This window comes from Gilliamella sp. B3783 (assembly GCF_026536125.1).
Taxonomy (GTDB): domain Bacteria; phylum Pseudomonadota; class Gammaproteobacteria; order Enterobacterales; family Orbaceae; genus Gilliamella.
Window position 1 is genome coordinate 83,978 of the sequence record NZ_JAFNOU010000001.1, and the last position, 14,076, is coordinate 98,053.

At 32.8% G+C, this 14,076-nt stretch carries 8 protein-coding genes, 1 other RNA gene and 1 pseudogene; 9 read left to right on the forward strand and 1 reads right to left on the reverse strand.

Features of this window, described 5'->3' with window-relative positions:
* Window position 1: 1 nt before the first annotated feature.
* From J3U59_RS00355 to J3U59_RS00385, 7 genes and pseudogenes are all read left to right on the forward strand, one after another.
* The gene (locus J3U59_RS00355; protein ID WP_267332835.1) at window positions 2–301 is read left to right on the forward strand and encodes an integration host factor subunit alpha; all 300 of its coding nucleotides are present in this window, start codon (window positions 2–4) and stop codon (window positions 299–301) included.
* A gap of 132 nt (window positions 302–433) precedes the next feature.
* Window positions 434–529: signal recognition particle sRNA small type (gene ffs / locus J3U59_RS00360), an RNA gene on the forward strand.
* Between the two features lie 223 nt (window positions 530–752).
* Complete coding sequence (gene htpX / locus J3U59_RS00365) at window positions 753–1,622, forward strand: protease HtpX (protein WP_267332834.1); 870 nt, start codon at window positions 753–755, stop codon at window positions 1,620–1,622.
* Between the two features lie 107 nt (window positions 1,623–1,729).
* The gene (locus J3U59_RS00370; RefSeq protein WP_267332833.1) at window positions 1,730–3,673 is read left to right on the forward strand and encodes a peptidase U32 family protein; all 1,944 of its coding nucleotides are present in this window, start codon (window positions 1,730–1,732) and stop codon (window positions 3,671–3,673) included.
* A 1,238-nt stretch (window positions 3,674–4,911) separates the two neighbouring features.
* A pseudogene (locus J3U59_RS00375) lies at window positions 4,912–5,430 on the forward strand (zincin-like metallopeptidase domain-containing protein); the annotation flags it as partial.
* Window positions 5,431–5,957: 527 nt separating this feature from the next.
* A complete protein-coding gene (locus J3U59_RS00380; RefSeq protein ID WP_267332832.1) occupies window positions 5,958–6,671 on the forward strand; it encodes a helix-turn-helix domain-containing protein in 714 nt (237 codons plus the stop codon).
* A 51-nt stretch (window positions 6,672–6,722) separates the two neighbouring features.
* The gene (locus J3U59_RS00385) at window positions 6,723–7,766 is read left to right on the forward strand and encodes a YdgH/BhsA/McbA-like domain containing protein (RefSeq protein WP_267332831.1); all 1,044 of its coding nucleotides are present in this window, start codon (window positions 6,723–6,725) and stop codon (window positions 7,764–7,766) included.
* A gap of 101 nt (window positions 7,767–7,867) precedes the next feature.
* On the opposite strand, the gene hrpA is transcribed toward J3U59_RS00385, so the two are convergent.
* On the reverse strand, window positions 7,868–11,746 hold the full coding sequence (hrpA, locus tag J3U59_RS00390) for an ATP-dependent RNA helicase HrpA (protein WP_267332830.1): 3,879 nt from the start codon (window positions 11,744–11,746) through the stop codon (window positions 7,868–7,870).
* 74 nt (window positions 11,747–11,820) lie between these two features.
* On the opposite strand from hrpA, the gene J3U59_RS00395 reads away from it, so the two are divergent.
* Together J3U59_RS00395 and pykF are read left to right on the forward strand one after the other, a co-directional pair.
* Window positions 11,821–12,240: an META domain-containing protein gene (locus J3U59_RS00395; RefSeq protein WP_267332829.1), complete on the forward strand. Its 420-nt coding sequence runs from the start codon at window positions 11,821–11,823 to the stop codon at window positions 12,238–12,240.
* Between the two features lie 335 nt (window positions 12,241–12,575).
* Complete coding sequence (gene pykF, locus J3U59_RS00400) at window positions 12,576–13,988, forward strand: pyruvate kinase PykF (RefSeq protein WP_267332828.1); 1,413 nt, start codon at window positions 12,576–12,578, stop codon at window positions 13,986–13,988.
* Window positions 13,989–14,076: the final 88 nt, after the last annotated feature.

The following is a 14,076-nucleotide window of genomic DNA, read 5'->3' on the forward strand; positions in this document are numbered from 1 at the left end:
TATGACATTAACTAAAGCTGATATTGCAGATCGTCTTGCCGAAAAATTTAATATAGATCGCCAAGAAGCTAAAGTCCTTGTTGAACTTTTTTTTGAAGAGATTCGAGTGGCTTTAGAAAAAGGGGAACCAGTTAAATTATCCGGTTTTGGTAATTTTGCTATACGAGATAAAAATTCACGCCCAGGTCGTAATCCAAAAACAGGGGAAAGTGTAGACATTTCAGCTCGTCGAGTTGTCACATTTAGACCAGGGATAAAATTTAGAGAACGAATTGAAAAAAATTTAGTTATCAATCGCTAAATTAATTTCTTATATCCATTGATCACATAGCCTTTCTTCAGTTGAAAAGCGGAAAGGCTATTTTCTTTTTTAATAAAGTAGTTGTTTTATTTTTCCAAATAAAGCATAATAACGCCTCTTCTATGGAGGCTCTATGGGTCCTCTTGCAACGTTTTTTTGCTCATCAGGTCAGGTCCGGAAGGAAGCAGCCAAAGTAAAAAGTATGTGTGTGGGATGCGGCTGATAGGGTCTCCTCCATAAAATTTCAATTTACAGTAATCATAAATAAATCCTCAATTACCTCACTCAATAACTGATTAATCTATCATCAAATAATCTTTATTTTTTAATTTGAACATATACATGGTTGTGACGAGAATAGTTTTTTGAGATCATATGATTAATCTAATTATCCAATAATTGGAAATGCCGATAAAAGATTTTAATTTTATAAAACAAGAGAGAAATATTTATGATGCGAGTTGGACTATTTATTTTAACTAACTTAGCTGTGATGTTTGTATTTGGTATTATTTTAAGCATACTGGGTGTTGATTCTCATAGCACATTAGGCTTACTTATTTTTGCTGCTATTTTTGGTTTTGGCGGCGCTTTCATTTCGCTATTTATGTCTAAAAGCATGGCGTTACGATCTGTAAATGGTCAGATTATTACACAACCACGTAATCAACAAGAACAATGGTTACTTGATGTTGTCGGTAGACAAGCAAGAGCTCTTAACCTTAAAATGCCAGAAGTCGCTATTTATCAGGCTACAGATATGAATGCTTTTGCTACAGGAGCAACAAAAAATAGTTCACTCATTGCAGTTAGCTCTGGTTTATTAAATAACATGACTCAAGATGAAGCTGAAGCTGTACTGGGGCATGAAATGAGTCACATAGCTAATGGTGATATGGTTACCATGACTTTACTTCAAGGTGTACTAAATACCTTTGTCATTTTTATTGCTAGAATCTTAGCTTCTGTTGCATCTCAAGCCATGTCTGATAGAGAAAGGGATAGTTCACCACTTGTCTATTATATTGTTGTTATGGTTTTTGAAACCATTTTTGGTATTCTTGCAAGTTTAATTGCAATGTGGTTTTCTCGCTATCGAGAATTTCATGCTGATGCAGGCTCAGCCAAATTGGTCGGAGCAACAAAAATGATTGCAGCATTAGAAAAATTAAAAATAAGTTATGAACCCCAAGAAGAAGCTTCCATCATGGCTTTTTGCATAAATGGTGAAAAAAAGGTGAAATTTTCAGAATTATTTATGTCGCATCCACCATTAGAAAAACGGATCGATGCCTTACGAAATGGCTCATATAACCGTTAATTTTAAATCCATTATTTAATCTTATATTGTCTTGACAAGTGTTGTGATAATCACTATAACACTTGTCAATTCCATACCTGCTTAACCTGAGTTTGTGAGATAGTTAAATGTTGCATCATAAAGCGACCTACAATAAATTAGAATTACTTAGTCCAGCTAAAAATATTGAAATTGCCAAACAAGCTATTTTGCATGGTGCTGATGCAGTATATATAGGTGGACCGAGTTTTGGTGCTAGACATAATGCGGGTAATTCTGTTAGTGATATTGCTCAATTAGTTGAATTTGCTCATCACTATTATGCAAAAGTTTTTGTGACTCTCAATACCATATTACATGATAATGAACTTGAAGCTGCAAGACAGCTTATTTGGCAATTTTATGATGCAGGTGTCGATGCATTGATTGTACAAGATATGGGCATATTAAATATGGATATCCCACCGATTGATTTACATGCCAGCACTCAAATGGATATAAGAACACCTGAAAAAGCTAAATTTTTGTCTGAAGTTGGTTTTTCGCAAATTGTGCTTGCTCGAGAGCTTAATTTAATTGAAATTGCTAAAATTCATGAACAAATAGATGCAAAAATAGAATTTTTTATCCATGGTGCACTTTGTGTTGCATTTTCCGGTCAGTGTTATATTTCTCATGCTCAAACAGGGCGTAGTGCCAATCGTGGTGATTGTTCTCAAGCATGCCGATTACCTTTCACCTTAAAAGATGATAAAGGTCGAATTGTTGCTTACGAAAAACATCTTTTATCTATGAAAGATAATAATCAATCAAATAATTTGCGGGAATTAATCAGCGCAGGCGTGCGATCATTCAAAATAGAAGGGCGTTATAAAGATCTAAGTTATGTAAAAAATATTACTGCATTTTATCGCCAAAAATTAGATCAAATCTTATGTGAGTATCCTGATTTATCTCCAGAATCAAGCGGTAAAACGGAGTTCTTTTTTACGCCCGATCCGAATCGAACTTTCCATCGAGGTAGTACCGATTATTTTGTTCATGGCCGAAAACCGGATATAGGGGCTTTTGACTCACCAAAATTTATTGGCTTATCCATAGGTGAAATTACAAAAGTTACATCCAAAACGATAGAGGTTAAAACAGATAAATTGTTAACTAACGGTGATGGTTTAAATGTTTTAGTTAAACGTGAAATTTATGGTTTTAGAGCCGATAAAGTAGAAAAAATTGCAGTTGGTCATTATCGAATTTTCCCGAATGAAATTCCTAAAGCGCTGTTTTCGGTGAAATTACCTTATTTAGTTAATCGAAACTTAGACCATATTTGGCAGCAAAATTTACTTAAAAACTCAAGTGATCGACGAATTGGTGTTATATTTGAATTAAGTAATCAAGATGATGGAATTATTCTTTCAGCTAAAAGCGAAGAGGGCATTTGCGTTACATTAGAGCTAAATAGCGTATTTGCTATTGCAGATCAACCTGATAAAGCAATTAACAATATTCGTGATAATCTTTCAAAACTTGGTCAAACTATATATTATCTAATTGATTTTAAAATTAATTTATCAAAAGTCTATTTTATTCCCAGCAGTCAACTTAACCAATTTAGACGAGATATTATCGCAAAATTAACCACAGAACGACTAAAAAGTTACTGTCGACAAAAGCGCAAACCTGAATTAATACCAAAGCCAATATATCCTGAAAATCAGTTATCGTTTTTGGCCAATGTTTATAATCATAAAGCGAGAGAATTTTACACTCAGCATGGGGTTGAATTAATTGAAAGTGCTTATGAAGCTCACCAAGTTAAAGATGATGCACCATTAATGATAACTAAACATTGTTTACGTTTTGCATTTAACTTATGTCCTAAACAAGCTAAAGGTATACAAGGTGTTAAAACTAAAGTTACACCAATGAAGCTTATTCAAAACAATGAGGAGCTACTGCTAAAATTTAATTGTAAAGCGTGTGAAATGCAAGTTTGGGGGAAAATAAAAAATCATATTCTAAAAATGCCATTACCCGGTAGTGAGGTCATTTTACTGACTAAAAATAGTTAAATTGTAAATTGGTTAATAATTTTTGACGTTTTTAGTTTAGTATTTAATTATGAAAAATTTTTTAGTTATGTTTAATAAGGTAACAACAAAACAGAAGTTCGCAATAATTATGTTAATTTAACATAATATACATTATGCAAACTTTATATTATTGATTATTAATAATATTTTTATTTTGCTTGGTATTTTGACTAAAAAATAATTAGTGATAATTCAATAGGATTACATTATTACCATTCTTAAAATCAAAGGGAAGTGACGACAATAAGACTAATATTGTTGTTATTTTATATGTTGAGAAGATATAGAAAGATTAGTAGCTCTTATACTGTTTATTTTTTATGCATCTAATTAACGTATTGATTTAGATCATGAATTAAATTTTATACACAGTGTTATTTACATTTTATGTTAATAATTGCGCGGTGTTGCTATAGCCAATCGGTCGCAGTCACGCAGTGAACTATTGAGAAGTCACCAAGTTTTATCCTTTAATGCGGGTGGAAGGAACGCACCGCGAGGCTTTCCGCTTAGGCGTCTTTTAAAAATTTTTCATAATTCAAATGTAATATCACCAAAACTAGCTAAGGAGTACAGTATTTGAGACCAAAAAGAGCGAGTGGAAACAATTGAAGGCATGATGAAACATGAATTCAGACACGCATTTGTGGTAAATTTAATTACACTAGAACAACATGAAATTATCTGCAGGAGCTCAATAAATTAACGTCTTACTTTTATAAAAATAAAAGATACTTTAACTTTTTATGATAAGGATTGGATTAAAATCAATAACTATTATGAAAAAATTGTAACCTTAGATTTTGTGCGTAATCGAATTAAAGAAACTTTAGACTATTCTTGGCTAATTGAGGTGTAATAAAGATGTTTGATAATTTTGAGCTGATAGCGCAGGCAGCAAAAAAACAATGAATTTCAAATTTTGACTCCACCAATGTCAATCACCCTAAAATCCCTATACTCAAGAAGTGTATCAAGCCAATGATTTATATAGACGCGGCATAATTTACAGATAAAACCAGATGAGAAAGATAACTTTTTTGAAAGTGATTTATATAAAGATAATGAAAAATTACGAAATATTAAATTTTATGATGTTGAACAATTAGATAAAACTTCATTTGATAAACTTCCGCCTGAAATTAAACCAGAAAAACAGTGGCAGGAAAATCTAAAAGTCGAGCAATTTATAGCAAGTCAGGGGGGTTAAGGTTTTACATAACAGCCCATCAAATCCTCGTTATGATCCCAAATCGCATACCATCTATATGCCCGATAATTCCCAGTATGAGACTGCCGAAGCATACTATAATGATATCTTCCATGAAATCGGACACTCAACCAGTCGGGAATTAAACAGAATACCGAAAACGCATGAACAAAAAAGATTATTTACACCCCGAGATGAATTAGTCGCCGAAACATCGGCGATGAAGCTTTGTAATTTAACGCAAATTGCATCAAATAAAAATAATAATTTAGCTTATATTAAGTTATATTTAGCTAAATTTGGTGACGATAAAGAGGTTCAAAAGGCAGAATTAGGCACAGCATTGACTGAGTCGGATAAAGTATTAGCATTAACCAAAAGTAAATATTTAACGGCTAAAAAACAGTACACAACGATATCAAGTCAAATGTTAAACCGGACATTGGATATTCCAAGAAAAAAGTTAGCCGAAAAATTTATTAGTCATGGAAAAATAACATCGCAAGATCTGGAGCTGGAGGATTAAACGATAAATTATCAATATAGTGTGCCGAGATTATATAGTGTTACAGATTGACCGATTCCAGATTGGTATTAGATGCCACAAATTTTTAAATTAGCGTCATGAATCTGTCAGTTAAATTACTAAAATTCATCTACGTTTATATTGGTACGCATAATGTATATTATGTTAAATTGATTAAATTGTTATTTTATTATTAATATTTCATTTGAATGTTTAAGTTGTTGTTGATTTAAATTATAGACCTTGAGTTTTGATTATGAAATGTTACGTATATCATCTTATTTATTCAAGCTTTTGAGTCTATGCTTCTCACCTACCTAGGCTTTTAATTTAAGTTACTTTGAAGCTCATAAAAATTTATGATTTGATCTTATCGAATTTAATCAGGCACTTTTAATCGAATTTATCATTTATTTTGTTCTTTTTTAACATATAAAAAAATAATGGCTAACTGTTATATATTGTTTTATTGTAAAATATGCGATTATTATCAATTATCGAATTGGAATTAATCCTTTTAATAAAATATGCAAAGTAACTATAAGCCATTACGTTCCAAAAGTTATTCAGTCCCTTGTGAATTATGTAGTGTAGGTTCATTATGTATTCCTATGTTAGTCAATAACAAATTGCATACAGTTTTAGATCGTAAATGTTCTTATACCAAAGATCAGATCTTGATAGAAGAAAATACACCTTTCACTAAATTTTTTATTATTCATTCAGGTGCTTTAAAAACTTATATCACCACCGCTGATGGTAATGAACATATTAATGGGTTTTACTTGCCAGGTGACATTGTTGGTTTAGATTCTATTTCAACAAAAGTATATAACTATACTATCAAAGCCTTAAATAATGTTGCCGTTTGTGAACTTAATTATGAAGAATTAATGTCACTTATTGAAGTCAATAAAACCGTTAGAGATATGATATTCAAGTTGTTAAGTACGGATATCTATAACTATCAGAAATTACTATTATGCTATTCCCAGAAAAAAGCGGATGAACGATTAGCATTTTTTATCTATTCATTATATAAACGCTATGAAAAACGAGGTCACACCTCTTTGAATATAAAATTATCAATGAGTAGGACTGATATTGCCAATTATTTAGGATTAACAATTGAGACCGTTAGTAGAATTTTGTCTAAGTTTCAAGAGCAAGATATATTATCAGTAAAAGGAAAATATATTTTTATCAAAAATTTAAATGCTTTAATTGTTTTGGGAAAGTAATTTATTTCATGATAAAATATTTTAAAAAGTTCATATTAAGGTTTAACAACTATGATAAGTTTAAAGAAAACTCTTATAGCAGCAACTGTGGCCATTATGCCAATGAGTTCATTTGCTGCACAACAGCTCACTGAAGAGCAAGCTAAAAATTTGCAATCATTCAAACAGATTACTGTTCGTGGTGCATTTTACACTGATAGTGATTATGTAATGGCAATGTCTAAAGCAGCAGATAAAGAAGGAGCAGCTGCTTTTTTTATTACAACAACAAATATTAGTCCTTCAAATGATACTTTGCGTATTGTTTATGCTAAATTATATAAATCAGATGCACCAAAATTAGAAGAGCCCGCTGAAAATCTTCGCAAATTTGAAGGTGTTTATGAATATCCTAAGTCTAAAGCTATTCGATTAGAACCTTTTAATATTGTTAGAATTCGTGGTTATTTTCCTAATGATTACGATGTAAATCAAGCGATTGCAAAAGAAGCCTCAGCTCAAGGTGCATATGCATTTTATATTGATTCGCGATCAGAACTTGGTAGTAATTTGCAAGTTGCTGCATATTTATTTAAAAAAGATGCGCCAGAACGAAAATTACAACCTGAAAATGCTATTCCTTATGATTCAGAAGCTGGGCAACTTGCCTTAGCTCAAGGTGGTGAAGCTGCAATGCAAGTTGAAAAACCAGGCTATTATTCACCATCAGCATTTAACGAAAAATTCTATGCCGAAAAATTCCACAATAAAGTTATTGATAAAACCGCTAAACCAAGCAATGTTAGCACAGTGAGTGGTACATCAACAACAGAAGCTGCAACCGCAGATGCAGCAAATGCACCACAACGAGCAAGCCGTTACACTGTCACTTTGCCAGATGGCCGCAAAATTCAAGAACTCAATGATGCAACTGCGGCGAAGATGGTTGCATATGATACCGTGAAGTTTAGAGGATATTATCCAACCGATCAGGAAATCTCGTATCAAGCGGGTAAACGTGCTATTGATGCTGGCGCTAAATATTATCATATTGCTCGCATCGCTCAAGATGCTAACGGACCAAATATCACAGTATTTGTTGATCTTTATCGATAATAACAGTATTGGGCGCTTTGGCGCCCTACTTTTTCAACTCTTCCTACCTTAATTTAAATCGGATTAATCAGCGTTCATATTTAAATTCAACACTATAAAAATTATAATTCCGATTTAACTAATTCAATTTGTTGTTTTATTCGTTTTGATGAAATTGGATATGGTGTACCTAGCTGCTGAGCAAATAGATTAACTCGCAACTCTTCAATCATCCAACGTATATCTTTCACATTATCTTGCAATCTTTGATTTTCAGGCAAAGTAGTTAGCCAACTTTCATATTGATTTTTAACTTCTTCAACAATGTTCATGGCTTGTCTATCTTTATTTGGATTAACTGTTAATTTTTCGATACGTTTTTCGATTGCTGATAAATAGCGATAGAGATCAGATAATTTTTTATAACCTGTTTTAGATACAAACCCTTTATAAATCAGTCCATCGATTTGTTGTTTTATATCTGATAATGCAAAAGCTAAAGACAAGTCAACTCGCCCTTTAAGCTTTTTATTAATACTGAAATGTAAAGTTAAAATTGATTCAACTTGCTTGGCGATATGATAGACATATTCATTCACATTAGCTTTGGTATAATTCAATAATTGCTGGTACTGTTCTTGGTTTTGGACAAATTGATTATTTTTGTCTATCAACTCATCAATTGCACAAGCAATACAATCATCGATTAAACTTAATACAGTGCCAAACGAATTAAAATAAAGACCTAATTTAGATTTATTGGGTAATTTTTCGTGTAAATACTTTATCGGTGAAGGAATATTTAACAACAACAAACGCCTTAATCCCAATTTACTTAATCGTTGTTGTTCTTCGTAACTATCCACTAGATTTATACTTACCGATGTCTGATTATCAACAATTGCGGGATAAGCTTTAATCGTGTAATTTTTTTGTTGTCCCTCATAAATAGTGGGTAGTGTTCCAAAATTCCAATCGATAATATTCTTTTTTTCTATTAAATCAGTTTTTTTAGTATTTATATTCGACAAAGCATGCTGTATTTGTGCTTTAAGTTGTTCTTTAAGCTGAACCAAATCTTTACCTGCGGCTAATTCTTTATTATTGATATCAATAATAGCAAAGGTCATTTTTAAATAATCAGGAATTTGATTTAACTGCCAGTCTTCATTGAGTATTTTTACACCTGTCATTTTTTTAAATTCACTTTGTAAACTTTCAAGTAAAGGAATGTCAGTTGAACTCACCCTACTTAAGAATGCATCAGCATAATTTGGAGCAGGAACCAGACTTTTACGTAGTGATTTGGGTAATGACTTGATTAATGCTATAACTAATTCTTTCCTAAAACCTGGTACTTGCCATTCAAATCCTCTATTTTTAATTTGATTAAGTGCATCGATAGGAATTTTAACTGTGACACCGTCACGTTTATTGCCAATGTCAAAATGATAACTTAATGGTAATTTGAAGTTGCCTTGTTGCCAAAAGTCAGGAAACTCATTAAGGTTAACTTGTTGAGCACAATGATTAATCAACATATTTTTTTCAAAATTCAGCAAATCCGGATCTGACTTTTGTTTTTGTTTCCACCATGAATCAAAATGCTTGGCCGAAATAACAGACTGATCAATTCTATGATTATAAAAATCAAATAATTCTTGATCATCAATTAAAATATCTTGTCGACGAGACTTATGTTCTAAATCTTCGACTTCTTTAATCAGCTTTTGATTTTGTATAAAAAAACGATAATTTGTCTGCCAATCGCCTTCTACCAGTGCATGCCTAATAAATAAAGTTCGGCTTAAATCAGGATCGATTTTGCTATAGTTTATGACTCTATTAATGACAATTGGCAAACCAAATAATGTTGCCTTTTCATTGGCGATGGCAACCCCTTGTTTTTTTGACCATCTAGGCTCACTATAGCTATACTTAAGCAAATGTTTAGCCAAAGGCTCGATCCATTCAACGTCGATTTTTGCCACTATCCTACCCCACAAACGACTGGTTTCGACAAGTTCGCTTGCAATACACCACTTAGGCTGATTTTTAAATAATGTTGAATTCGGAAATAAAGCAAATTTAATATTGCGAGCACCTATATATTCGTGCTTTTCAAGTTCTTTCATCCCAATATGTGATAGTAAGCCGCTTATTAACGCTAGATGCACGGAACGATAATCAGCAGGTTGACTATTTATTGGAAAAGTTAATTGCTTGATTGTTTGTCTAATTTGAGTATAAACATCTTGCCACTCTCGAATACGAAGATAATTTAAATACTCTTTTTGACATAATCGTCGAAATTGATTTCCTGAAAGTTGGTTTTGTTGTTCTTCAATATAATGCCAGAGATTAATGAAAGAAATAAAATCTGATTGCTTATCAGTAAACCGTCTATGCTTCTCATCGGACGCTTGCTGTTTATCAAAAGGACGTTCTCTCGGATCTTGAATAGATAAAGCTGCAGTTATGATCATAATCTCTTTAGTGCAGCCCGATCGCCTTGCTTCAACCAACATCCTCGCTAATCTTGGATCAATTGGCAGTTGTGCTAATATTTTTCCTATTTCGGTCAAACGATATTGATGATGATGAGCGTTAATTGCACCAAGTTCCTCTAATAATCGAATCCCATCACGAATATATTTAGAGTCCGGTGCTTGAACAAATGGAAAGGCAGCGATATCACCCAATCCTAAGGCGGTCATTTGCAAAATAACAGAGGCCAGATTGGTACGCAAAATTTCTGGTTCGGTAAATTCTGGACGAGATAAAAAATCTTGTTCATCATATAAACGAATACATATCCCATCAGAGGTACGACCACAACGCCCTTTTCGTTGATTAGCCGATGCTTGCGAAATCGGCTCGATCGGTAATCGTTGAACTTTAGTTCTGTAACTATAACGGCTTATTCTCGCCAAACCAGGATCGATGACATATTTAATTCCGGGTAAAGTTAATGATGTTTCTGCCACATTGGTTGAAAGAATAATGCGTCGCTGAGTATGCGATTGGAAAATACGATTTTGTTCAGAAGCAGATAACCTAGCATACAAAGGTAAAATCTCAGTATGACGTAAATCTAGTTTATTTAATGTATCGGCCAGATCACGAATCTCACGTTCACCAGTTAAAAACACTAAAATATCGCCATGACTTTCAGCAGACAGCTCATCAATTGCATCAACAATAGGTTGAAAATCATTACTACTTTCATTGTCATTATCTGAATCACGACTCGCTACTTGTGGGCGATATCTCACCTCAACAGGATAAGTTCTACCTGATACTTCAATAATTGGTGCACAATTAAAATGCTGAGAAAATCGCTCAACATCTATTGTTGCTGATGTAATAATCACTTTTAAATCAGGGCGTTTAGGTAATAATTGTTTCAAATAGCCAAGAATAAAATCGATATTTAAACTGCGTTCATGTGCTTCATCAATAATAATGGTGTCATAATTTAATAGTAATTTATCTTGCTGTATTTCGGCCAGTAAAATACCATCAGTCATTAATTTGATTAAAGTGTTATCACTAACATGATCAGAGAATCTCACTTTATAACCGACTAATTGCCCTATTTCAGTGCTTAACTCTTCCGCAATACGATTAGCAACCGAACGAGCAGCTAATCGTCTAGGTTGAGTGTGTCCAATAAAACCTTTTACACCTAAACCAAGTTCTAAACAAATTTTTGGAATTTGTGTGGTTTTACCTGATCCTGTTTCGCCTGCAATAATCACAACTTGATGATTTTTTATAGCTTGATAAATTGCTTGTTTTTTGTCAACAACAGGTAAATGTTGAGGATAACTAATTTGCTTCGGCAAAGATTGCAATTTAGTTTGGTAATGATCAACAGCTTGCAAAATAGCAGCATTAATTTTTAATGAATCAGCTTTGGTACGTGACAGTTTTATTATTTTTTGTTTATCACTTAAAGTCGTTGATTCGAGAAGTTTGAATTGTTGTTGAGATAACATAAAGTGTCAAGTATATTAGTAAACAATTATAATTATGTCATTATAGCAAAATTTACTTATTATTAGGAGTTGGTATGAAAAAAACGATTGGCTATATCTCTTTGCTCACAGCTTTTTTCACTTTATCTGGATGTGGGGAGTCAGGCAAAATTAAAGATACAGATTTAATGCATCATCATTTTGTGTTGATTAAAGCCAATGGTCAAGACGTTGCTTTAGATAAACAAGCCGGCTTAGAATTTGGTGAAAAGATGACAATAACAGGAAAAATGTGCAACCAATTTTCTGGTCAGGTTACGTTAAAAAATGATGAAATTAAAGGTGTTGGCGTTGCTATGACAAAAATGCTTTGTAATGATGACCAACTTGATAAGTTGGATATTGTGATAGATCAACTGATTAGTAATGGCGCTAAAGTTGAATTGACAAATAATCAACTTATTTTAAAAAATAAAGATAACGAACTTATCTATCAAGTCAAAGAATGGATGTGACACAAACCCCATAGTTTACCTTAAAACACTTGAGGTATTTAATTTTACATAAGGTTTTAAGGTAACTAAGTTGTAAAAAGAGAAGACACATATCACGATAAAAAGCTTTATTTTAACAATAGTTAAGAATATAATGACCACAGTTTTTTAAGGGTCACACTTTGATGAAAATAATCAATTCTTCAAATAATTTATTTAAATTGAGTAACCATATTGCAGTTACTCATTTCCCTTTACCTATCATTCCCATCAATGTACTGACATTGATTTTTTTTTATTTAAAAACAGTTTATTTAAAATTTTAACTTCAACCTTAACAACTAGTAGATAATATTATGAAAAAGACAAAAATCGTTTGCACCATTGGTCCTAAATCTGAATCAAAAGAGATGTTAGCAAAATTATTAAAAGCAGGCATGAATGTTATGCGTTTAAACTTCTCTCATGGTGATTATGAAGAGCATGGTAATCGAATCAAAAATTTACGAGAAGTAATGCAAGAAACAGGTTTAAAAGCCGCTATCATGCTAGATACCAAAGGTCCAGAAATTCGTACCATTAAATTAGAAGGTGGCAATGATGTTTCACTTGTGGCAGGTCAAACTTTTACCTTCACAACTGATGAAACCGTCATTGGTAATGCTGAGCGTGTAGCCGTAACTTATAAAGGCTTTGCACATGACTTAAAACCAGGAAATCGCGTTTTAGTCGATGATGGCTTAATTGCTATGGATGTAAAAGAAATTAAAGGCAACGAAGTTATTTGTACTGTTTTGAACAATGGTGATTTAGGTGAAAATAAAGGAATTAATTTACCAGGCGTTTCTATTAAATTACCTGCTCTAGCAGAAAAAGACAAAAATGACCTTATTTTTGGTTGTGAACAAGGTGTTGACTTTATCGCAGCTTCTTTTATTCGTAAGCGTTCTGATGTAGAAGATATTAGAGCTCACTTAAAAACTCATGGTGGAGAAGATATTAAGATTATTTCTAAAATTGAAAACCAAGAAGGTTTAGACAATTTTGATGAAATTCTGGAAGCTTCTGACGGTATCATGGTTGCACGTGGTGACTTAGGCGTTGAAATCGCGGTTGAAGAAGTTATTTTTGCCCAAAAAATGATGATTAAAAAATGTAATAGAGCATCGAAACCTGTAATTACTGCGACACAAATGCTTGATTCAATGATCAAAAATCCTCGCCCTACTCGTGCTGAAGCGGGTGACGTGGCAAATGCAATCATTGATGGAACTGATGCGGTAATGCTATCTGGTGAAAGTGCTAAAGGTAAATATCCATTAGAAACCGTCAATGTCATGGCAACTATTTGTAAACGTACCGATGGCACGATTCCTGCTTCGTTAGAATTAACTGCTAAAGAAGAAAAATTACGTATTACAGCAGCCGTTTGTTGTGGTGCGGTTGAAATTGCAGAACGTTTAAATGTACCATTGATCGTTGTAGCAACACGTAGTGGTAAATCAGCACGTGAAGTTCGTCATTATTTCCCTAGAGCACGTATTTTAGCACTGTCTTCTAGCCAAAAAACAGTGAACCAATTAGCACTATCAAAAGGTGTTGAGCCAATTTTAATTGATGCAATTAATTCTACTGATGATTTCTACCGATTAGGTAAAGAAATGGCGGTAAAAGTTTGCGGTTTACAACAAGGTGATACGATTGTAATGGTATCAGGTGCATTGGTACCAAGTGGGACAACTAATACAACTTCTGTACATCGTATTTAATCCACTTAAGGGTTATTAACTTAATTATAAAAAGCTAGCTAGATGCTAGCTTTTTTTTTATCTTAAGTTATCCTGTTATCATTAAAAT

Bases quoted from the DNA above. Each gene is read 5' to 3' on its own strand.
- J3U59_RS00395 (WP_267332829.1), top strand. From the start codon at position 11,821: ATGAAAAAAACGATTGGCTATATCTCTTTGCTCACAGCTTTTTTCACT.
- pykF (WP_267332828.1), top strand. From the start codon at position 12,576: ATGAAAAAGACAAAAATCGTTTGCACCATTGGTCCTAAATCTGAATCA.
- J3U59_RS00380 (WP_267332832.1), top strand. From the start codon at position 5,958: ATGCAAAGTAACTATAAGCCATTACGTTCCAAAAGTTATTCAGTCCCT.
- htpX (WP_267332834.1), top strand. From the start codon at position 753: ATGATGCGAGTTGGACTATTTATTTTAACTAACTTAGCTGTGATGTTT.
- J3U59_RS00370 (WP_267332833.1), top strand. From the start codon at position 1,730: ATGTTGCATCATAAAGCGACCTACAATAAATTAGAATTACTTAGTCCA.
- hrpA (WP_267332830.1), bottom strand. From the start codon at position 11,746: ATGTTATCTCAACAACAATTCAAACTTCTCGAATCAACGACTTTAAGT.
- J3U59_RS00355 (WP_267332835.1), top strand. From the start codon at position 2: ATGACATTAACTAAAGCTGATATTGCAGATCGTCTTGCCGAAAAATTT.
- J3U59_RS00385 (WP_267332831.1), top strand. From the start codon at position 6,723: ATGATAAGTTTAAAGAAAACTCTTATAGCAGCAACTGTGGCCATTATG.